The sequence below is a fragment of the Pseudomonas sp. B21-010 genome, assembly GCF_024749325.1.
GTDB classification, from domain to species: Bacteria; Pseudomonadota; Gammaproteobacteria; order Pseudomonadales; family Pseudomonadaceae; genus Aquipseudomonas; species Aquipseudomonas kilonensis.
In genome coordinates this window covers 1,930,304-1,950,508 of sequence record NZ_CP087198.1, presented here as the reverse complement: position 1 = coordinate 1,950,508, position 20,205 = coordinate 1,930,304, and the positions used below count along the sequence as shown (strand labels likewise).

The window sequence follows — 20,205 nt, the reverse complement described above, 5'->3', positions numbered from 1 at the left end:
CAAACAACACTATCAAAGAAATATCCCTTCACACACTGCCAACACATCCCCCTCTTGTTGTCGTCCACCGACTAAAAAACCGATTACATCGTAATATCTTGCCTCTTTTTTTGTAGGAAACTTCTGAAATTGAAGTTGCATGCCCGTCTCTTCGTACGGCCCTGGTTGTAAGTGGGCTAAGGTGCGCGCTTTATTCAAGTTCGCAGGGTAATTTATTCATGAACTCCGTTTTCATTGTCGACGATCATCCGGTCATCCGCCTCGCTGTACGCATGCTTCTGGAGCATGAGGGCTATAAGGTCGTAGGAGAAACTGACAACGGCGTCGACGCGATGCAAATGGTGCGCGAATGCATGCCAGACCTGGTTATCCTGGACATCAGCATTCCCAAACTCGACGGGCTGGAAATCCTCTCGCGCTTCAACGCCATGACCACTCCGCTCAAGACGCTGGTGCTCACGGCCCAGTCGCCGACGCTCTTCGGCATTCGATGCATGCAGTCCGGTGCCTCTGGTTACGTTTGTAAACAGGAAGACCTCAGCGAACTTGTCAGCGCAATCAAAGCGGTATTGTCCGGCTACAACTACTTTCCCAGCCAGGCGCTGAATCCGGTACGCCCGGATGACCCACGCAGTATCGAGCTGGACCTTTTCAAAAGTGTCAATGATCGGGAACTGATGGTGCTGCAACTTTTTGCCCAGGGCCGTACCAACAAGGAAATAGCCAAGGGAATGTTTCTAAGCAATAAGACCGTCAGTACTTATAAGCAAGAATTTCACATGTACACAATGACACCCTAAGCCTTGCAGGGCTTTGTAGCAGCATCGCCCTAGAGCGGTACTACCAGAATCCTAGCCTTGGTAGTGTCGTGAATTGCCCAAGTCAGGCTAGGGTGTGAATATAGAGTAGCCCAGCCCTACAACAAGCTATCTCCCATGACAAAAGACAACTCAGACTTTATACCATTTTCCTTGCACTTGAAGTGCTTCCTAGCTCTTGGAGTAAGTTGATAGCGAGGGCGCCCACCAAATCTTATAGCTTGAACATAATTATTATTGCTCAATATTTTAAGGCATGACTCAAGCTTTAGTACGGGCATGCTGGTTAATTGTTGAATATCCTCAATGCTGGCAGCTGATTCTTTAATTGTACACAACATCACATTATCTAGAATATCTGCACAGTCAAGCTCTTGCCTCTCTTTCTCAGACGGAATCCTAAAACCTCTCGAAAAACTTGTTCCAAGGATCGTCGAGCGCGGGCTCTGATCATGCAAAGCTGCGGAAGCGAAACCCTGTAGCAGGCTTGGACTTTTACTCTTAAGACGCTTCACCTCATTAAGCGCATCATCACGCTGGCTTTTCACACCGGCTAGAGAGCCAGATATATCTGCGTGGGTTTTCCTCAAACCTGAAAGTTCCCTTGCAATAGCTTCCTTCGCCTCTTTCAGCGTATTATGCTCCTGCACAAGCTCACTATTACTGTGCTGGAGGGCGTCGAACTGATGTTTAATGCCTCGATACTTTCTACCAACGATAAGGACAGAAAATCCCGCACCTAACGCTACTAGGCAGCCCATCAGCAACACAAACCAAAGAGGGAAGGTCTTTTCCATGAGGACACTAGCTGCTGATGAAAGTTTAGGAGAAATCCATGAAATCGAATTAGACAGCCAGTTAGGAAGACTGCCGGTTTGAATAACGGTGGAAGCGATCTGGCCGACGACGAACAAAAGCCCAGCTACAATTAATTGCCCCCACCATGGCAGTTTTTTCAAATATTCCTTGATACCCACAAGCTTCCCCAAGCACGGCAAAACTCTATATTACCATGCCGAACGCTGCATCTGGAATGGTGAGGGACACCGTTAATCCATGACGCACGGGCTCGAAGGCTCACTAAATATAAGCTGGTCTTTCATTGCAAAAAAAGACCATTGGTCATCTTGCTTGGCTCGAACTATATCTTTTGCCCTAAAAAAGAGACGAGGAAACAGCAGAGGAAATCGTTAACTGGTGATACTGCCAGAGCAAGACCTAACACCAGAACCAAACCATAAAACAGACACAACACCTCAACATTTAGCTGCTGCTTGCAATACTCTTGACCAGATTACTGACACTTGGAACATTCGACAGCAAGCATCTTCCGTTACTGGTACATCTATGGAAGATAACAAGGAACTTAACAAACAGCTAGGCCAGATGTCGGCAGGCGGTACTAGCGCTGCCTCTGACGCCAACATCATTAACGACAGAATGCCGATGCTTACACCTTATGTTGTACGCGAGTACATGCAGGACAAAGGCACCCCCTACTATAAGCAACTATTTCACATATACACATTGAGCACAATAAACCGTGACGGATGACGCTTAACAACGCCTTTGATTGAATTTAAACTCCAGCAAATTTTACTGCTGAGCCCCCAATTCCTCTTAAGAAATAGGGGGCTTACATCTGAAAAACAAACACACGCGATTCAAAGCAACCCAATGCAACGCCTAACTTGCAACCTTCCATCATCTTTCGATCTTATCTCAGCCATAAACTCTACTCCTACCTTAAGCCGCTCGTAAAAATTTTGTGGAAAAGCTGTTCGATGAAAGAATGCCTCGTTAGAGGACTCGCCCACCAATACAAAACCGAAACCACGCTTTGAGTCATAAGCCTTAATTACGCAACCCTCTTTTTGCAGGTTATTCCTGCCTTCAACAAGACTCTCGATGGTATCGATCACAATTCCTTTGGGCCCTTTACCCAAGGTACAGTACACGACATCCGAATCGTAAATATCATCTACACTATCTACCCTAAGATTAGCTCTCTTAAAATAGACGTCCTGCCCAACCTCCTTGATAGACATAAATCCAAAATCTTTTTCAGGATCATAATTGGCTACCTGCCCAATCAGTTGCTTCCCAAGCAGTTCAGTAAACCTTTCGATCTCACTACCCTGACGTGCAGCTCTACCAATACCGAAATACTTAATATCTCTAAGCAATTCTCTTTGACAGTCAAACTGCTCTCTATCCTGCGTGGAAGCTATAAACTTTACATCTTCGCTCAGCAAGTAGAACGAGAAGAGCTTCTTAACTGCGGAGCTCTTATCTACGAAAGATCGGCTTGACTTGTAAACTTGCCGGATATTCGATGCGGTCTCTGGATCAGCTATACCAGTGGTGACAGCCATCTGATAAAAATACACATTATTCCTAGTGGATAGATCATAATGAGCTAGCCCCCTGTAAGTAATAGCCAGCTTTTGATTGTCGCTGAGCACACTAACGGATGGGTCGTAGGGCTCAGCTAGTTTAAGAGAGACTAGCTCCGTTAGACACCTTTGCAGGTCTACTACGTCTGTTCCAATTGCTTCAAAGTACTGCACCACAGAATGAACTGTTAAATGTCTCTCCTCCACATCCCTGCCAGTGATTCTTGTTGCTTTTAATAAAGCCAGAATTCTCAGCATCAAAAGCGGGGAGTGAACTTTTGAAGAATTGACCTTAAATGTCGATATGACCCCACCGTCTTCGCCCGTCACACCCCGATAGGCTTCATAATCACCACGTATCAAAGCATCGATAAACTTATTATAGCTTATTGGCTCAGTTGTTACGTAAGTAGCAATTAGGTCTTCAATCTTCATAACAGGTGATGTTATGATTCTTTTGGAAAGACTCATGATTGATCTGATATTGTAGTTTGTTAGCTCGCCCAACGTTTTAGCAGTAAAATCATTCTCAACAAAGACATCTTCCAAAACCTGAGCAAACTTATTGACATCCTTCAGCTCGATCTTAATCCCTTTGCTAGTTAGGTATTCTTTTTTCTCCGCAACATCAGCAGTAACTAGCTTCTTATTAAGGAACTCAATTCGCTTCCTAAAGACTTCCCTAGGAGATGGTGTCGGCAAAAAGAAAGAACGAGATTGGTGAATTGTGAATATATCAGTTTTGGAAAAGCTCCAAGCTGATTTGTCCGTAACAGGAAACATAAGCATACAATACTTGACTTTTCGCCTATAAGAGTTGCAAAGCTGGAATACTTTAGTCTTGAACTCTAGCGAAAATTCGTCTGTATTATCAACAATTATGATCGGAAGCTTTTTTCGATTGTGAATCGCAAAATGAAGTAAGCTTTCAAGATAACCTTCGCGATTTGCTCTTACCTCTCCTTCAAGGAAAGCGGAAAACTTCTCATCAAATAACTCTCTGTTATTTTCGTAGATTTTCTTAAAATGCCCAGCAGCCATCCTCTTATAGTGGCTAAAGTACATACCAAGAAGATCATTGTATTCAGGATATCCTTCTTCAAATAAGATTTTCTCTAAGGATATTATAGTCTCCTCAGTAATCCAGGCCGCAACAGTTCCCTCATCACCAGTCGCATCTAAGCAATTAATGCTCAATGTTAAACAATTTTCTCGAGTTACAGATGGAAGAATTTTTGAGAAAAACCTATTTATATAGGTTGTTTTTCCCGATCCTGTAGGGCCAACAATAAACACCGACATGTCGGAATCCGAGGCCAACTCAGCTTGAACATTACCTTTAATTAGTTCACTTAGCTCACTGCCGACACGGTTATTATCAGTCGGCATATTGTTTAAAATACTATTGGTTATTTTTTCCAGAGAGTAGTCTGCAATTCGACTTTCATTCGACTCAACAAAACACTCATTCATGATTTCAGAGTTTTGATCGCCGGTTAGCTGAGTAAAAAAACCATTAAATATCTTTTCTAAATCAAAGGCGATGGACGACTTTTGAAGAATACTGATTTCATCCACTTCAACAGGTGCCTTGAGAGGCAGGCTCAGATTTTGACGGCTATTATGAACACCATCAAATAATAGATTATACGTCTTATCCACAAACGAGCTATAAGACAGCAAATCATAAAAAGTACTAAACGAATTCTCTACTGCTTCCAAAGACGGGAATACAAAAGCTTCTTTTTCCTTGTAGCTTGAACCTTGCACCCAAGTTTTGAATACAATCCAACGAAGGCCATCAGTCACGACTGCAACAGGGATACCCGCGTCGCTGGCATACATAAAAGCCTGCTGTATCCCGGGCATCGATTTCTTTAATGATGTACCAGAAATTTTAAGAGTTCGTAGCTTATCAATAACCGCTGAATCTATTTCAAGAATGCCAATTCTCTTAGCCTCAACTATCAATGATGGCTCTTCGCCTATCCTCATCAAATAATCAGAAAAACCAGATGCGTGCTCTTTTTCACATGAAAATTTAGTGAAAGACCAACCCAGACATTCATTAAACATCCTGTTTATGATTTGGACCTTAGCATCCTCCTCACTCTCAATCGATGCTATATTCGCTCTTATATCGGAAAGCAAAACCTTTAATTTCTCTTCGGCATTATCAACATTGCTCATAAAACTGGTCTTCCTTTCCTGTTTTTTGCACTCATGCATACCGTTGTACGCCAAGAACTCCGAATTTAGAATAATATTTTGGAGACTTTTGTCAATGCTCCCCCGCTCATTATCACGATGAGTTAGGGATCATCCTTATCTAGTTAAGCTGGCATTTTTTTGGATTCCCTGCAAGGCACTGATTTAAAATGAGAAATTCCCATTTAGGTTCATGTAAAGACGCCCCATAAAAGTGACAGACCCATTTTCCAACACCTAGGCCGCCCGCCGCTAGCAGTGTCCAATTTCGGTGTTGGCTGATTTTCTCACCGGATAAGTACTTTAGTGATGCGGATTACTCGCAAAGACTATCTCCAGAACAGGTGTTAGAAATTGCGTTGGGAGAACGAGATGTGGTGCTGTAAATCAAGACCTGCGCACACCAAAGGACTGCCACCATGCACGGCGGTTAATAAACTGAAGGTGTGAGCAGGCGACGTATTCTACATCACTCGATCCAGCCAGTTCCTGGCCTCGCCGATTTTTGGGAATGGCCAGAGGGTGGGGGCGCTTGTGTAGGAGCCTGAAAAAGTAAGTCTGGTGGTTTTGCCCGAGGTGCTAAGTCAAGTGCGAGGAGGCTAAATGAAAGCCGCAGCTTTTCTAAAATAAGTTGGGGCACGTGGCCCCGGACAGCTTGATCAGAAGTATCTGTGTAGCAGCCAGCGTCACCCCGCCTTCGTTTCTTTCTTGATTCTGTAAACCGTGGCAACACCGCAGTCAGCCAGTTTGGCGATCTGATCAGCAGACATCGTTGGATGCTTCTTCATCAGCGCCTGTACCTCAGCCCACTTTGCAGCATTCCTTCCTTTACCTGACGGCTTCCATTCAGGGTCAGCAGCTTTCTTGTTTTCCAAACCCTGCTTGATGCGCTCCACACGTTTCTCTTGATCCAGTCGAGCCATGGTTGCCATGAGGTCAATCAGCATGTTGTTGACCACATCCATGATTTGCCCAGTGATTCCTTTCGCTTCAACCAGCATGTGACTGGTAGGCAGATCAGCTACAACCAACCGCAGTCCTTTGGCCTTGATGGTGGCCTTGAGAGTGTCCCAGTCAGCCTGTGAGAGTCGACTGAGGCGGTCTACAGACTCGACCAATAGCACGTCTCCACTCTCGGCAGTATCGAGTAAGGTAAGCAGCTCAGGACGGTTGAGCTTGGTCCCACTGATGTTTTCTGCATACACGCCAACGATGCTCAATCCCTTCTCGGCAGCGAACAACTCCAGAGCCACTTTTGCACGGTTGGCGTCTTGATCTTTAGTCGATGCTCGGAGGTACAAGTGGGCGTTCATGGCTGACTATCCTTTAGAGTCTTGATTTGATAGATCAATGATAAACTATCACTAAGCTATTTTAAATACTTTACTGATAGTTTATTTTGGCAGCAACGGAGCTTCCGCCGCACTACCGGATAGGTCTACTGCTTTGATAGCGTCTATTGCCGGAGCTTGAGAATTCCAGCGGTGATGGCTGATGCGTTCACATCGAGGGTTTTCAACGCGGTTACTACATTCATATGAACGACGGGCTCTCCCTGCAACCTTACCCACAGGGACAACTCTTCGATTGCTGCGGCTAAGGCGTGCTGGTTATGCAACAACAGGGTGAGCACGTCCGCTGTGGCGATGTTGGATTCTGGGTTATCTGGCATGGCTTTCGTCCTTGAGGTGGGAGGGTTGCATGATGATGCCAAAAGGCTACATTTATTAAACCACTCCGCGATGGCTCACTTGGATAGGAAATTCTTATGGCGATTTACAAGAATGGTTCCTCGCTCATTCATACCGAAGACCAGGCATTCGACCTTGTGCATACTCCCGGAACAGCAGCTCCCCATCCGGGAATCTACAAGTGCACGGGATGTGGAGACGAGATTGCGATTGCGGGGGGGCACACGTTACCACCTCAAAATCACCGCCAGCATCACACCTCGGCAAAAATTGCTTGGCAGCTCTTGGTGTATCCAGTGCAACAAAAGTAATTTGAAAGCAGTTCGACCAAGCTCTTTGACCGCCCACTAAGGCTGGCGCCTACTCGGCCTCAGCCTACTCTTTTCCGTTGGGGAATGCTGGAAGTGGCCGCCGAGGTCATTGAATGGCTGAGATTCGACATCACCAATCCGCCCCCCATTAACCCAATTCCTCCTCCACCAGGAGGATCAGCGTAGATGGGCTGCACTTCAATGCGCTAGCAAGCTTGAATAAGACAACAATCGTAGGCTGATTGACGCCCCTCTCGATCAGGCTGACGTAATTCCGTTGCACATCTGCTTCCAGCGCCAACTGTTCTTGGGTAAAGCCCGCTTCCTGTCTTTTCCGTCGCAGTACACGCCCAAAGGCCACCCCGATTTCCAATGCAATCACTCCACGCTAGTGAGCGGGCACTGTCGTGGTTGAGCTTCAACGGGTCTTCACAATATACTGTGAATATGACAACCCAATACATGAATCCACATCAAAGGAATCGCTTGATGAACACCGTTTCTCGCTTGCTGTGCCTACTGCCCCTTCTCGCATCTACCGCCATGGCGGACACCTACCCTCAGCGAACACTGAAGGCTGGTTCGATGGTTTGTTTCAAAGCCGGTGACTGGACCAAGATGGTGGAAGCGTCGCTTGATCAGGATGAAGATGAGGCTGGACGTCTGATTGAATCGGGTAAGTGTCGAACAATCTCAACGGCTACCAAGGTCAATTTCATCGAGGGTCCGAAAGAGGGAGACAAGTCAGCCTTGATTCAGCTACCAAGCGGCAAGACTGCCATGACAGCCAATGGTTGGTTGCGTTGATAGCAGGATAAAGGAAAGCACATGAACCGTATGTTTTTGAAAATTGCACCCTGCTTTGCGTTCCTATCTGCATTCGCCTACGCTGGAGAAAATCTGAGTTCAAAATACTGGTCCCTTGGCTGGTCCAATAAAGCTACTGTCGTCAGTAAAGAAAGCGAACACGACTACATTCGAGTCATTCCCTACGGGCAGGATATGCGCTTAGCGTATCTAATCAGTGGTGAGGGTGTTTGTCCTGAAGGGGAGTCAAGCTTCAAGGCTCAAGGCCAAGTCAATGGTAAAAGCCTGAGTTTTACTGGCATGTGTTCGGACGAGTACTACAAAGAACTTGCACCAGCAACGAATCAAGATCAATCAATCTTAAAGCGTGAATTTTTGAATACAAAATCAGTGATACTGAAAATCGACAATCTTCCCAAGAGAACCTTTGCGACTGCCAGATTCAGGTCTATCACTGAGTCCGTTGGGCTTGCCATTGACGAATAGTCAAGAGATTGATCTCTCAAACTTCGTTTGGAGTATTCGCACCGAAAACGTCAGTTTTCAACCGTACTCAGCCACGGCGTGACCACCTATGTTTTTCCGGATGTACTCCAGTAATAAACAAAATTTACACAAATCCAGCTCTTCGCTTGTGATTTTGATCTGCTCTTGTTTGTTGGTGCAAAAACGAATACGGACGTATTCGATAGTATCTCGTCAGTGGACACTGACAGTTATTGCACATCACCTTCGGTGGGAGCAGATCAAGAGCAAGAGCTTGGATGTGTGTTGATGCTCTATTAATTTACTGGTGTGCTGATTCAGAATCGGGACGATACGACTATTGTCTATGAAATGGGTTATCCCATTCAGACGTTACCGTCTGGTGTTATCGCTCTTTCTCTTTCCGTCGTTAATTAAAAAATGATCAATCATGACCAGGTTGGGTGTTCCGGTCACAAATGTAGTATCGCCTGATGCGGGATACTCTTCTTCCTGTTGGAAATACTCTCTTCCTTTCCGACGCTAATTAACACTCCTTGCGGAACGCTCTCAGAGCCTCGCCATACGCAAGGTAGTCCCCAGCCAGACGCATGGCATCAATATGCTCTGGCACCTCCCGTAACGGCTTGTAGGGCACGAGAGCCACATGGGAATAGGCAAGCTTGGATTCAAGTCTACAGTCGTAGTTATCCTCGTAGCGACGTAGCAGTTTTGGTCGTCGCAGTAGGTATCCATGGATGCCGTGAGCAGCATGTCGAACCGCTTTGATAACACGCTCTGCCTGTCGCTTGGCGATTCCTGTTGTCATCACCGCCTGCACGGTAAACTCCTTGAGTAGCAAGGTGCCTCGCACGTCACGCATGGAAACATTACAAACATTCTGTGATTGTCCTGCGGCGGTTAGACAACTACCAAAGATGATGCTCGACAGCCACGCCGGATTGTCGAATAACAGTTCACCTGCGATATGTGCAATCGGGTTGACTGTAGATACTGGCTTGCGACCGGCACCCTTTGGGTTCTGCGGTGCAATGTCTTCAATGGCGGGGATCAAATTTAAAACGAATGGTTGCGACATGGATTGTTCTCCTGTTCAAGTTCATTTCAATAGGCAGTACCTCGGGGTTATGCCGGTTAGTTTGGTAAATCGTAGACAACACTGTACCGATCATCTGGCACTGTAAGGGTGCGGGACGTGTTCGGTATGTTTGGTTGAGGCGAAAATATACACAAGGCGCCACCTCCTGTCAATCTAAAAGATTGACTCGGCGTGAACTTGTTGATCCAGGAGATGGGTCTTGCACTATCAGATTCTTCGATTCCTCGCCCGTTAGTGTGCAAATCTTTGATGAAACCGATTTCCGGTGCGGAATGCGCCCTTTGCTTGGTTCGGAGGCTCGTTAAGTCCCGTAAATACGGGATAAAACCGAAATTGGAGATTGAAGTATGGCGAAAGTAGGCAATGTTTTCCGAGTTTTGGAGGGTTTTGAAGGGGTTTTCGAGGCCGTCACCCCTTCGGCTAACCTACATCCGTTTCACTCTGATGTTTCGTACTGGCGTCTCAGGTTGTCATAATCCGACTCATCCCACGTCGATTCCCCCGCCACTTCCTCAAACGGCTCCCAGTACGGGTAATCCTCATCTGGCCCCTTCAGGATTAACATGAGCTTGTCACCCTGCAACAGTCTGTATCGGTTTTCCTTTCGATCAACACCGGCGTACCGATATGCACCAGAGCCCGAGACGAGACGACCATCAGGATGAATCGTGATTGTGTAACCAACGCTACGGAGCATAGCGGAGAGGCGCTGAGGATCGTTTCGCTCAAGCGCCCACACTTTGCCCTGCTCGATCCATCCGCTAGCTGACGGAACTACAGTTGCCTTGAGCACTGCTAATTGTCGCTCGGTGGTTTCCCGTGCTTCCTGCACTTGCTGAAGCTGAGACAACACTTCAGGAATGGCACCTACAGTGAGAATTGCAGAGGATAGCTCCTGCATCTGCTTTGAGATTTCAAGTAGCTTGGCCTCAGCCGCAATGATCGCCTTCTCATTCACGCCGTTGTGTTCACGATTCACAACCTCCAAGGCAGCAGTACCAGATGTGTACTTGTAAACCGTATCAATGATTTCCTTCGGAATCACTTTCTTGTTGTCGCAGCCTTTAAGCTCCTGCCGCTTCCTACACCTCATGGAAATCTGAACACCTCCGATGGTGCGCATGATGAAGTTGTGGCCACAGCATCCACACTTCACCAACCCCACAAGAAAATGAGCGGCTGTCTTTGCCCGTGGGGCAGTCTTGCGTTTCTCGCCCTCAATCTGTGCTAGCTGAAACAGCGAGATGTCTACGATTGGTTCGTACACCTGAGAGCCATTCCAGCGCCCTATCGCGGCCTCATTACGAAGCCAGCCCTCGACACCTGGCCCAGAGGTTTTAGCTAGTGCAGCAATACCAGACTCACGCATCCGTTTTGCAATGACGGCTTTGCCAAGTCCTGACGCGTACAACTCAAAGGCTTGTTTGACCTGATCAGCGATCTCTTGGATCACTACACCATTAGAGGTAAGCCATACGGGCGTAATTCTTTTGGGCGTCTTCCCCTCAGCCGCGAGCCTACGGCGAGAGTCATAGGATGCCGTGAGACGACGGCTCAAATTATCGCTGTACTGGCGAGCAGCTTGGATTTTGCCCAGCAGAATGTAGATAGAACCGCCATCCAAGCTCTGGCGTGTGTAGATGACGTTATCATCAAGGGTAATGATGGATACGCCAGCGTCCAGAATCGGAGCGATCACTCTTGTAAGCATATCCAGAGTGTCTAAGCGGCCGGCCCTGTCGATAGACTCAACCAAAACAGCATCCCCGGCCTGAATCACGCCAGCTTTTACAGCGGCCAGCAACTCAGCAAAACCACCGCCGTCTTTGATGTGATCGCCCTTCCAACCGCTCTTGCCCAAGTCTTGGAACGTGATGTCACCCAAAGCGTAATTGGGGTGTCGAAGCAACCAGCTGCCGACCATTGCCTGCTGACGCTCAAGGCTTGAGCCTTTCTTTTGAATGGCACTGGAGAATCGTGCATAGCTGAATGCTGTAGGCATGGCGCCCTCTGACCGGTACTTGAGCTCCCATTGTATACATCTGAAAACCTTACAAGAAGCGGCTGATGCAGAAGCTCAAGGTCAAGTCCTTGGTCGATCTGATTGAAATGGCGAAGCGCAACGCGCTGGTGTGAGAAAAACAGGATGCTCAGACGCATAACCGAATGTCTTCTGCTGATCAGTGCGGCGTTATATACAGGAATGCCCGCGGCGGCAGCGCATGCGCCCGAGCAATACACCCTGCTGGGCCGCTCGTCCATGGCCCATGCCGAGGTCAAGCTGGATGATGTTCACCGCGCCTGGCTACAGGATCGGCAAGCGCTGGTCCTGGGAACCTCCGCCCCGGATTACCCGCCCTTCGATCTCTCCACCAGCGGACACGACTACGAAGGCCTGACGGCCGATTACGCCGACATCATCGCCAAGGCCACCGGCCTGCCCATGACAGTCCTGCGCTTCGACTCCCGCGAGGCGGCCATGGCCGCACTCAAGGACGGGCAAATCGATATGCTTGGCACCGCCAACGGTTTCGAGGCGCGCAACCCCGACATTGTGCTGTCGACGCCGTACGCAGTGGACCAGCCCGTTCTCGTCACCCGAACGAATGAAAGCCGATCCCTGACTGACGATCTCGAAGGGTTGCGACTGAGCATGGTGTATCACTACCTGCCGCTGCGGGAAATTGAAAAACTCTACCCCAAGGCACTCATCACCACCTACCCGTCCTACCAGAATGCCATTAACGCCGTCGCCTTCGGCCAGGCCGATGTATTTCTCGGCGATACCCTTTCCACCCACTACATGATCAACAAGGGCTACTTGAGCAATATCCGCATGGTCAGCTTCGGCAAACACGAATCCCATGGGTTCGGTTTCGCCGTACGACGTAGCGACACCCGCTTGTTGGAAGTCATCAACGCTACGCTGAGCCAGGTCTCCATTGCCGAGCAAGCCACCATCTCCAAGCGCTGGAGTGCAGGCAGCGACCTGTATCTCACGGACCACAGGATACAACTGACCGACCGCGAGCAACGCTGGCTGGCGAGGCATCCGGTGGTCCGGGTGGTGGTGAACGAAACCTCCGCGCCCTTTACCTTCTTCGATGCGGACGGGGACTTTCGCGGCATCAGTGCCGACCTGCTGGAACTGATCCGGCTGCGCACCGGCCTGCGCCTGGACATCCAGCGCCGCCAGAGCGACAGCGAAATGATTGCTGCGGTCCTCAACGATCAAGCCGACATGATCGCCGCACTTTTGCCCAGCCGTGAACGACAACTCCAATTGAAGTTCAGCCGCCCCTACGTCGACAGCTCGTTCGTCCTGCTGACCCGCAAACAGTCCGACACGCCCACGACACTCGATCAGTTCGGCCACGCCAGCCTGGCAATCGCCAAAGGCAATCCGGTCATTGAATGGCTACGCAGCCAGTACCCAAACATTCAAATCATCGAAACGGACGGCCCCTTGCACGCCGTGGAAATGCTCGCCCATGGCCAGGTCGACGGCAGCGTGAACTCGCAAGTGATGGCCAACTACTTCATCTCTTCCCATGCGTGGCGCGACAGGTTGCAAATCAGCAGCACGGTGAGCACCCAACAGGCCATGTTCGCGCTGGCCACGGCAAAAAACGCCACAGAGTTGAACGCCATCCTCGACAAGGCCCTGACCAGCATCGACCCTGACGAACTGGGCGTCATCAACAACCGCTGGCGCGGTTACGTCTCGCCCACGGAACACACCTGGCGCACCTACAACCGCCTGTTCCTCCAGATCGTCGCGGGCGTTGGCCTGTTGTTGCTGTTTTCCCTGGCGTGGAACGCCTACATGCAGCGCCAGATCAGGCAACGTCAAAGGGCGGAACTGGCCCTCAATGATCAACTCGAATTCATGCACGCACTGCTCAACGGCACCCCCCACCCCATCTACGTGAGGGATCGCAACGACATCCTGCAAAGCTGTAACGACAGTTACCTGCAAACGTTCGACGTCAAACGCGAAGACGTCATCGGCAAGAGCCAGATGCCAGGATCCATGAGCAACGCCTTCGAAGCGCAGGAGTACCAGGCGGACTACCAACGCGTCATGGCCGAAGGCACCGCCCTGATCGTCGATCGGCCCCTGCACATCGGGGACAGGCAACTGACGATCTATCACTGGATCCTCCCCTACCGAAACTCTGCCGCCGAAGTGCAAGGCATCATCGGCGGCTGGATCGACATCAGTGAGCGGCGCCAGCTGTTCGAGGAACTGCGCGCGTCCAAGCAACAGGCCGATGACGCGAACCGCGCCAAAAGCACGTTCCTGGCAACCATGAGCCATGAAATCCGCACCCCCATGAACGCGGTGATCGGCATGCTTGAACTGGCCCTGAAACAGGCCGAAAAAGGCCGTGTGGACCGTTCGACCATCGAAGTCGCGTACGAATCGGCCTCAGGGATGCTCGAGCTGATAGGCGATATCCTGGACATCGCCCGTATCGAATCCGGTCACCTGAGCCTGACCCCCGAACGCGTCAATCTCAGGGCCCTGCTGCAATCGGTCATTCGGGTATTCGAGGGCGTGGCCCGGCAAAAAAACCTGGCGTTGTCCTTGCAGTTCGACGACGCCGAGGGCAGCCCTGACGTGTTGATGGACCCGTTGCGGTTCAAACAGGTGCTGTCGAACCTGATCAGCAATGCCCTCAAATTTACCGAGCAGGGCCAGGTAGTGATCAAGGTCCGGCTGCTTCCAACCGACCGGGACGACGCTCTACAGATGCACCTGGAGGTCAACGACAGCGGCATCGGTATTGGTCCGGCGGACCTGCAACGTTTGTTCGAGCCGTTTGCCCAGGTCGATAACACCAGCCGGATGGCCCGCAACGGCGCGGGGTTGGGGCTGGTGATCAGTCGCAACCTGTGCCGGATGATGGGCGGCAGCCTGCACATGAGCAGCCAACTCGGCGTCGGCACCCAGGTCCAGGTCCGCCTGCAACTGACCGTCCTGTCGACGGAGCCGGTTCGCCCCCCACCTGAACCGGTCATCGAAGCGGCCCAGGCCACCCTGAACGTCCTGATCGTGGACGATCATCCCGCCAACCGCCTGCTGATGTCGCAGCAACTGGAATACCTCGGCCATCACTATCAGGTCGCCCATGATGGTGCCCACGGGCTCGATGTCTGGCAAAAGAACCATTTCGATCTGGTCATCGCCGATTGCAACATGCCCATCATGAGCGGCTATGAACTGGCCCGCTCGATTCGCCGCGATGAGTCCGAGCAGCAACGGCCACCTTGCACCCTCCTGGGGTTCACCGCCAATGCACAACCGGAGGAAAAACAACGTTGCCAAGACGCCGGGATGGACGACTGCCTGTTCAAGCCGATCAGCCTGAGCGCCTTGAGCCAATGGATCAAAGCGGTCAAACCCGCCGGCCGCCCAGCGGTTTTCAGCATACAAAGCCTGCAGGCATTGACTGGCGGCAACCCTTCGTCCAACCAGCGCCTGCTGGCTGAATTACTCAGCAGCAGCCGCTCGGACCGCCAGGAGTTGCTGGACGTCGCCCGCGGCGCAAACCGGCAAGCGCTGACCGAAATAGCGCACAAGATAAAAGGCGTCGCCCGCATCGTCCAGGCGACCTCGCTGATCCAGCGGTGCGAGGCATTGGAGCACGCTTGTCACCAGGCGCAGGCACCTGGGCGGATCAGCGATTGCATCGACGCCCTCGACCGCGCCATGAGCGAACTGGAGCGGGCCCTCGAAACGGAGATCGCCAAGGCAAAATAATCCAGCGTTTACTATGCTATTCGCTCAGCAGTGCGTACCTGGGGGGTTCTCGATCGGTTTCCCTTGCACGCGGGAACACCCATCGAGAACGCCCCCTGACACTTGGAGTGACTGCAATGCCCAGCGCACCGCGTCCGGACAAACGCCGGTTCCCCCTGCACGTCCACATCAGCGTGATGTTTACCCTGCTTTTGCTGCTGACCGGGGTGGTGCTGGGGATTTTCAATTACCGGCAAACCACGCAAATCATCCTCTCCAGCAGTGAAAAACTGTTCAACCGTATCGAACAGGACGTGCGCCTGGATCTGTACGACACCTACGAACCCATCCGCCATCTGTTGAGCCTGCTGGCCGACTATCCGGCGACGCGCACGCCCCAGCTGGCGCAACGCCTGACCCTGCTCGTGCCCTTCAGCCAGGCACTGCGGGACAACCCGAACCTGGCGTCGTTGTACCTGGGCGATCATCAAGGCAACTTCATGATGGTCCGGCCATTGCGCACCGCGGCCCTGAAAGCCGCCCTGCAGGCACCGGCCCAGGCGGCCTACCAAGTCTGGACCGTGGAGCGGGCAACCGAACAAGGCCCGATTCATTCCCAGTCGCTGTTCTACGACGAGACGCTGACGCTCATCGGGCGCCGGGACATTGCCGACGAAACCTACGACCCCCGCAGCCGCAGCTGGTTTCGCAGCGCCGCCGGCAGCACCGAGCAGATCACCACCGAGCCCTACGTATTTTTCTCCACTCATAACGTCGGCACCACCCTCGCCCGGCGCAGTGGCGAGCAGGCGGTCATCGGCGCCGACCTGACCCTGGCGGCCCTGTCCCAGACCCTGGCCAAGCATAAGGTGACCACCGGCACCGAAGTCGTCTTGCTCGATCCCAAGGGCAACGCCGTGGGTTATCCCGACAGCAGCCGGCTGCTCGCCGACGTCCAGTCGGCGCGCCTGATCAAGGCCCGCGACCTCAGCCCGGCCATCGCCGCCGCGCTCGATGACAACACCGACACCACGCGCCTGGAAGCGGACGGACGCCAGTGGATCGTTTCTCGCAGCCACATGCAGGAAGGCGGCCCCCAGGGCCTGGAACTGGCGTTGCTGGTCCCTGAAGATGAGCTGCTGGACAATGCCTATCGCATGCGCTGGCAAGGCGCGCTCATCACCCTCGCCACCCTGCTGCTGTGCCTGCCCCTGGGTTGGCTGACGTCCAGGATCCTGGTCAAGCCTTTGCGCGAACTGGTGCAGGAGGCCGATGCCATTCGCAGCTTTGACTTCAACTACCCGGTGTCCCGTCGCTCCCCGGTGCTGGAAGTCGATCAGTTGAGCGTGTCGATGGCGCGCATGAAAGAGACCCTGGCGAGTTTCTTTGAAATCACCGCCAGCCTGCGCGCCGAAACCCGCTTCGCCCCGTTGCTGGAACGGGTGTTATTTGAAACCGTAAAAATCGGCCAGGCCCAGGCCGGCCTGATCTACTTGCGCGAGAACGACGACAATCGGGTCAAGCCGTACGGGTTGGTAATCAATGGAACGCCCAGGGACCTCGACGCCTTCAAGTTGCGCAGCCATGAGCTACAGGCTGGCGACAGCCCACAATGGCTCCAGCAACTGGCCACCGCGGACAACCTCGTGGCCTCCCTGGGCTTCGAACAGGCGGCCGATCTGCAGAGCGTCCTGCAAGCACTGGACTCGCCACGGGTCCACTTGATCGGTATTCGCTTGCGCAATCGGCACCAGGAAACCGTCGGGGTACTGGTACTGCTGATCACCGACAGCGGCACCGAAGCCGACCTGGAAAAACTTCAGCCCGACCGCATCGCCTTCCTGCAGGCCGTGTCCGGTGCCGCCGCCGTGAGCATCGAGGGCCAGCGCCTGCAAGCCAGGCAAAAGCAGTTGCTGGACGCCTTCATCCAATTGCTGGCCGGCGCGATCGATGCCAAGAGTCCCTACACTGGCGGCCATTGCCAGCGGGTGCCGGTCCTGACCCTGATGCTCGCCCAGGCGGCCGCCGCCAGCCAGGCACCGGCATTCGACACCTATCGGCCCACGGAGGACGAATGGGAAGCCCTGCACATCGCCGCCTGGCTGCACGATTGCGGCAAGGTCACCACCCCCGAATATGTGGTCGACAAGGCCACCAAGCTGGAAACCCTGAACGACCGGATCCACGAGATACGCACCCGCTTCGAGGTGCTCAAGCGCGACGCCTGGGTCGATTACTGGCAGGCCGTGGCAAGCGGCGGCGAGCCGTCATCCCTGGCGCAACAGCGCGACGCGACATTGACGGCCCTGGATGACGACTTTGCCTTCGTCGCCCGCTGCAACCTGGGCGCCGAAGCCATGGCCGAGGCCGACCTGCAACGCTTGCAACAGATTGCCCAACGCCCATGGACCCGGACCCTCGACGATCGCCTGGGGGTTTCCTGGGAAGAGAACCGGCGCCAGGCCCGCACGCCCAAGCCGACTCTGCCGGTCAGCGAGCCGCTGTTGGCAGACAAGCCCGAGCACCTGCTCGAGCGCCACGCGGCCGAACTGATCCCAGCGGACAACCCGTGGGGCTTCCAGCTCGACGTACCGGCCTGGAAATACAACCGCGGCGAGCTCTACAACCTGAGCATCACGCGCGGCACGCTGACCCGCGAGGAGCGCTACGTCATCAACCATCACATGGTGCAGACGATCCTGATGCTCAGCCAGCTGCCCTTCCCCAGTCACCTGGACAACGTGGCGGAGATCGCTGGCGGTCATCACGAGAAAATGGATGGCAGCGGCTATCCCAAGCGCCTCAAACGCGAAGAGATGAGCCTGCCGGCGCGCATGATGGCCATTGCCGACATTTTCGAAGCGCTGACGGCGGCCGACCGCCCCTACAAGAAAGCGAAGAAACTGAGCGAGGCCCTGGGCATCATGGCCACCATGTGCCGTGACGCCCATCTCGATCCCGAGCTGTTCGGGCTGTTCATCGAAGAAAAAATCTACGAGAGCTACGCCAACCAGTTCCTCGACCCGCACCAGATCGATGAAGTCGATCCCCACGGCCTGCTGGTCAAGGCAGGGTTGAAGGCATGAAAGCTATCCCTGTAGGAGCTGACGAGCGAAGCGAGGCTGCGATCTTTCCCCTGACGCTTGAACCTCAAGCGAACGATCAAAAGATCAAAAGATCGCAGGCTTCGCCAGCTCCTACGCAAAGCGAGTCAGCAATCCGTCAGGCGCAGGAAGATCTCGGCCAACTGCTCGATGCCGGCTTGATCATGTTCGGTAAAGCGCGCCAGTTTCGGACTGTCCAGGTCGAGCACGCCGATCAGGCGCCCGTCCTTGACCAGCGGCACCACCAGTTCGCTGTTCGACGCGCTGTCGCAGGCGATGTGCCCGGCGAAGGCATGGACGTCTTCGACGCGCTGGGTCTGCCGGGTCGCGGCCGCCGTACCGCACACGCCGCGGCCAAAGGGGATCCGCACGCAGGCGATCTGGCCCTGGAACGGCCCCAGGACCAACTCTTCGTTGCGATTGAGGTAGAAACCGGCCCAGTTCAGATCATCCAGCTGACTGGACAGGAAAGCCGAGAACTGCGCGGCGTTGGCGATGAAGTCACGCTCATCGGCCAGCAAGGATTCCAGCTGTGCCGATAACAACGCGTAGCCGTCAAGGCCGACTCCGGTGCCCTTCAAATCGATCATGCCTTGTGCTCCAACAATTTCAGGCCTACCCAATAACGGGCAAACTGATAGGCGCAACGTCCGTTGCGGTTGCCGCGACCGGTTGCCCAGCGCACCGCCAGTACATCCAGCGCTTCGTCGCGCTGCCAGGCCAGTCCGGCCTTGGCCGCCAGTTCGCCGATCCAGTGCTCCACCACGTTGAGGAAATGCTCCTGGGTAAACGGATAAAACGACAGCCACAGGCCAAAGCGGTCGGACAAGGCGATCTTGTCCTCTACCGCTTCGCTGGGGTGAAGTTCGCCGTCGACCCGTTTCCAGTTCTCGTTGTCGCTTTCCTTCTCCGGCACCAGGTGACGACGGTTGGAAGTGGCATACAGCAACACGTTGTCCGGCGCCTGCTCCAGGGATCCATCCAACACGCTCTTGAGCACGCGGTAATCGCCTTCACCGGATTCGAACGACAAGTCATCGCAGAACAACACGAAGCGCTGGGGCAGTTTCGCAACCTGCTCCACCACCCGAGGCAGATCGGCCAGGTGATCGCGCTCGATCTCGATCAAGCGCAGGCCATGCGGGGCATGTTCAGCCAACAGGGCGCGTACCAGGGACGACTTGCCGGTGCCACGCGAGCCCCAGAGCAAGGCATGGTTGGCGGGCATGCCATCGATGAACTGCCGGGTGTTGCGGCCCAGTTGTCCGACCTGGCGGTCCACGCCGATCAGGTCCGACAGACGCATGTCGAGGCTGACCTGCAGCGGCAGCAGGTAGCCGCTACGGCCGTCACGCTGCCAGCGGGCGGCCAGGGTCTGGGTCCAATCGATGGTGGGCCGGGGCGCCGGCAGCAAAGGCTCGATCCGGGCCAGCACGGCATCGGCACGCTCAAGAAAAGCATTCAATCGCGAGTCCACGTCTTCTCCTCGGACAAGTTCACAGCAATGATGGCGCTCGAGCTACGAAACGCCGTATCCAT

The 20,205-nt window shown here is 53.1% G+C and carries 15 protein-coding genes and 1 pseudogene; 6 read left to right on the top strand and 10 right to left on the bottom strand.

Annotation, left to right across the window (positions count from 1 at the left end):
- Nucleotides 1–12: 12 nt before the first annotated feature.
- Nucleotides 13–141, bottom strand: a complete 129-nt coding sequence (locus LOY50_RS08655; protein ID WP_258690633.1) for a hypothetical protein — start codon at nucleotides 139–141, stop codon at nucleotides 13–15.
- A gap of 77 nt (nucleotides 142–218) precedes the next feature.
- Here LOY50_RS08655 and LOY50_RS08650 point away from each other — a divergent pair, with 77 nt between their 5' ends.
- Nucleotides 219–800, top strand: a complete 582-nt coding sequence (locus LOY50_RS08650; protein ID WP_258690632.1) for a response regulator transcription factor — start codon at nucleotides 219–221, stop codon at nucleotides 798–800.
- A gap of 116 nt (nucleotides 801–916) precedes the next feature.
- On the opposite strand, the gene LOY50_RS08645 is transcribed toward LOY50_RS08650, so the two are convergent.
- From LOY50_RS08645 to LOY50_RS08625, 5 genes are all read right to left on the bottom strand, one after another.
- Complete coding sequence (locus LOY50_RS08645) at nucleotides 917–1,795, bottom strand: hypothetical protein (RefSeq protein ID WP_258690631.1); 879 nt, start codon at nucleotides 1,793–1,795, stop codon at nucleotides 917–919.
- A 687-nt stretch (nucleotides 1,796–2,482) separates the two neighbouring features.
- Nucleotides 2,483–5,404 (bottom strand): cold shock domain-containing protein, encoded by a 2,922-nt coding sequence (locus tag LOY50_RS08640; RefSeq protein ID WP_258690630.1) that lies wholly within the window; start codon nucleotides 5,402–5,404, stop codon nucleotides 2,483–2,485.
- 704 nt (nucleotides 5,405–6,108) lie between these two features.
- Nucleotides 6,109–6,735: a recombinase family protein gene (locus LOY50_RS08635; protein WP_258690629.1), complete on the bottom strand. Its 627-nt coding sequence runs from the start codon at nucleotides 6,733–6,735 to the stop codon at nucleotides 6,109–6,111.
- A gap of 143 nt (nucleotides 6,736–6,878) precedes the next feature.
- Complete coding sequence (locus tag LOY50_RS08630) at nucleotides 6,879–7,094, bottom strand: hypothetical protein (RefSeq protein WP_258690628.1); 216 nt, start codon at nucleotides 7,092–7,094, stop codon at nucleotides 6,879–6,881.
- Nucleotides 7,095–7,572: 478 nt separating this feature from the next.
- Nucleotides 7,573–7,785 carry a helix-turn-helix transcriptional regulator gene (locus LOY50_RS08625; protein WP_309475814.1) on the bottom strand — a complete coding sequence of 71 codons (213 nt, stop codon included), beginning with the start codon at nucleotides 7,783–7,785 and terminating at the stop codon, nucleotides 7,573–7,575.
- A gap of 128 nt (nucleotides 7,786–7,913) precedes the next feature.
- Here LOY50_RS08625 and LOY50_RS08620 point away from each other — a divergent pair, with 128 nt between their 5' ends.
- Both LOY50_RS08620 and LOY50_RS08615 read left to right on the top strand, forming a co-directional pair.
- Nucleotides 7,914–8,231, top strand: coding sequence for a hypothetical protein (locus tag LOY50_RS08620; RefSeq protein ID WP_258690626.1), 318 nt, complete (start codon nucleotides 7,914–7,916; stop codon nucleotides 8,229–8,231).
- Between the two features lie 21 nt (nucleotides 8,232–8,252).
- Entirely contained in the window at nucleotides 8,253–8,717 is a 465-nt protein-coding gene (locus LOY50_RS08615) for a hypothetical protein (RefSeq protein WP_258690625.1), read from the top strand.
- A 526-nt stretch (nucleotides 8,718–9,243) separates the two neighbouring features.
- Here the strand turns inward: LOY50_RS08615 and LOY50_RS08610 are convergent.
- Together LOY50_RS08610 and LOY50_RS08605 are read right to left on the bottom strand one after the other, a co-directional pair.
- The gene (locus LOY50_RS08610) at nucleotides 9,244–9,795 is read right to left on the bottom strand and encodes a hypothetical protein (protein WP_258690624.1); all 552 of its coding nucleotides are present in this window, start codon (nucleotides 9,793–9,795) and stop codon (nucleotides 9,244–9,246) included.
- A 457-nt stretch (nucleotides 9,796–10,252) separates the two neighbouring features.
- Nucleotides 10,253–11,818 carry a recombinase family protein gene (locus tag LOY50_RS08605; protein ID WP_258690623.1) on the bottom strand — a complete coding sequence of 522 codons (1,566 nt, stop codon included), beginning with the start codon at nucleotides 11,816–11,818 and terminating at the stop codon, nucleotides 10,253–10,255.
- A 50-nt stretch (nucleotides 11,819–11,868) separates the two neighbouring features.
- Here LOY50_RS08605 and LOY50_RS08600 point away from each other — a divergent pair.
- The 3 genes and pseudogenes from LOY50_RS08600 to LOY50_RS08590 form a co-directional block, all read left to right on the top strand.
- Nucleotides 11,869–11,952: pseudogene (locus tag LOY50_RS08600) on the top strand (DNA-binding response regulator); the annotation flags it as partial.
- Nucleotides 11,953–11,962: 10 nt separating this feature from the next.
- A complete protein-coding gene (locus LOY50_RS08595; protein WP_258690622.1) occupies nucleotides 11,963–15,583 on the top strand; it encodes a transporter substrate-binding domain-containing protein in 3,621 nt (1,206 codons plus the stop codon).
- A 116-nt stretch (nucleotides 15,584–15,699) separates the two neighbouring features.
- Nucleotides 15,700–18,648 carry an HD domain-containing phosphohydrolase gene (locus LOY50_RS08590; RefSeq protein WP_258690621.1) on the top strand — a complete coding sequence of 983 codons (2,949 nt, stop codon included), beginning with the start codon at nucleotides 15,700–15,702 and terminating at the stop codon, nucleotides 18,646–18,648.
- Nucleotides 18,649–18,773: 125 nt separating this feature from the next.
- Here LOY50_RS08590 and LOY50_RS08585 read toward each other — a convergent pair whose 3' ends face one another.
- Together LOY50_RS08585 and LOY50_RS08580 are read right to left on the bottom strand one after the other, a co-directional pair.
- Nucleotides 18,774–19,256, bottom strand: a complete 483-nt coding sequence (locus LOY50_RS08585) for a GAF domain-containing protein (protein WP_258690620.1) — start codon at nucleotides 19,254–19,256, stop codon at nucleotides 18,774–18,776.
- On the bottom strand, nucleotides 19,253–20,143 hold the full coding sequence (locus LOY50_RS08580) for an ATP-binding protein (RefSeq protein WP_253472699.1): 891 nt from the start codon (nucleotides 20,141–20,143) through the stop codon (nucleotides 19,253–19,255). The genes LOY50_RS08585 and LOY50_RS08580 overlap by 4 nt, the downstream gene beginning before the upstream one ends.
- Between the last annotated feature and the right edge of the window lie 62 nt (nucleotides 20,144–20,205).

What these genes read in the sequence shown, in the direction of transcription:
- LOY50_RS08650 (WP_258690632.1), top strand. Translation starts at nt 219, where the DNA reads ATGAACTCCGTTTTCATTGTCGACGATCATCCGGTCATCCGCCTCGCT.
- LOY50_RS08590 (WP_258690621.1), top strand. Translation starts at nt 15,700, where the DNA reads ATGCCCAGCGCACCGCGTCCGGACAAACGCCGGTTCCCCCTGCACGTC.
- LOY50_RS08585 (WP_258690620.1), bottom strand. Translation starts at nt 19,256, where the DNA reads ATGATCGATTTGAAGGGCACCGGAGTCGGCCTTGACGGCTACGCGTTG.
- LOY50_RS08595 (WP_258690622.1), top strand. Translation starts at nt 11,963, where the DNA reads ATGCTCAGACGCATAACCGAATGTCTTCTGCTGATCAGTGCGGCGTTA.
- LOY50_RS08610 (WP_258690624.1), bottom strand. Translation starts at nt 9,795, where the DNA reads ATGTCGCAACCATTCGTTTTAAATTTGATCCCCGCCATTGAAGACATT.
- LOY50_RS08615 (WP_258690625.1), top strand. Translation starts at nt 8,253, where the DNA reads ATGAACCGTATGTTTTTGAAAATTGCACCCTGCTTTGCGTTCCTATCT.
- LOY50_RS08640 (WP_258690630.1), bottom strand. Translation starts at nt 5,404, where the DNA reads ATGAGCAATGTTGATAATGCCGAAGAGAAATTAAAGGTTTTGCTTTCC.
- LOY50_RS08635 (WP_258690629.1), bottom strand. Translation starts at nt 6,735, where the DNA reads ATGAACGCCCACTTGTACCTCCGAGCATCGACTAAAGATCAAGACGCC.
- LOY50_RS08605 (WP_258690623.1), bottom strand. Translation starts at nt 11,818, where the DNA reads ATGCCTACAGCATTCAGCTATGCACGATTCTCCAGTGCCATTCAAAAG.
- LOY50_RS08620 (WP_258690626.1), top strand. Translation starts at nt 7,914, where the DNA reads ATGAACACCGTTTCTCGCTTGCTGTGCCTACTGCCCCTTCTCGCATCT.
- LOY50_RS08630 (WP_258690628.1), bottom strand. Translation starts at nt 7,094, where the DNA reads ATGCCAGATAACCCAGAATCCAACATCGCCACAGCGGACGTGCTCACC.
- LOY50_RS08655 (WP_258690633.1), bottom strand. Translation starts at nt 141, where the DNA reads ATGCAACTTCAATTTCAGAAGTTTCCTACAAAAAAAGAGGCAAGATAT.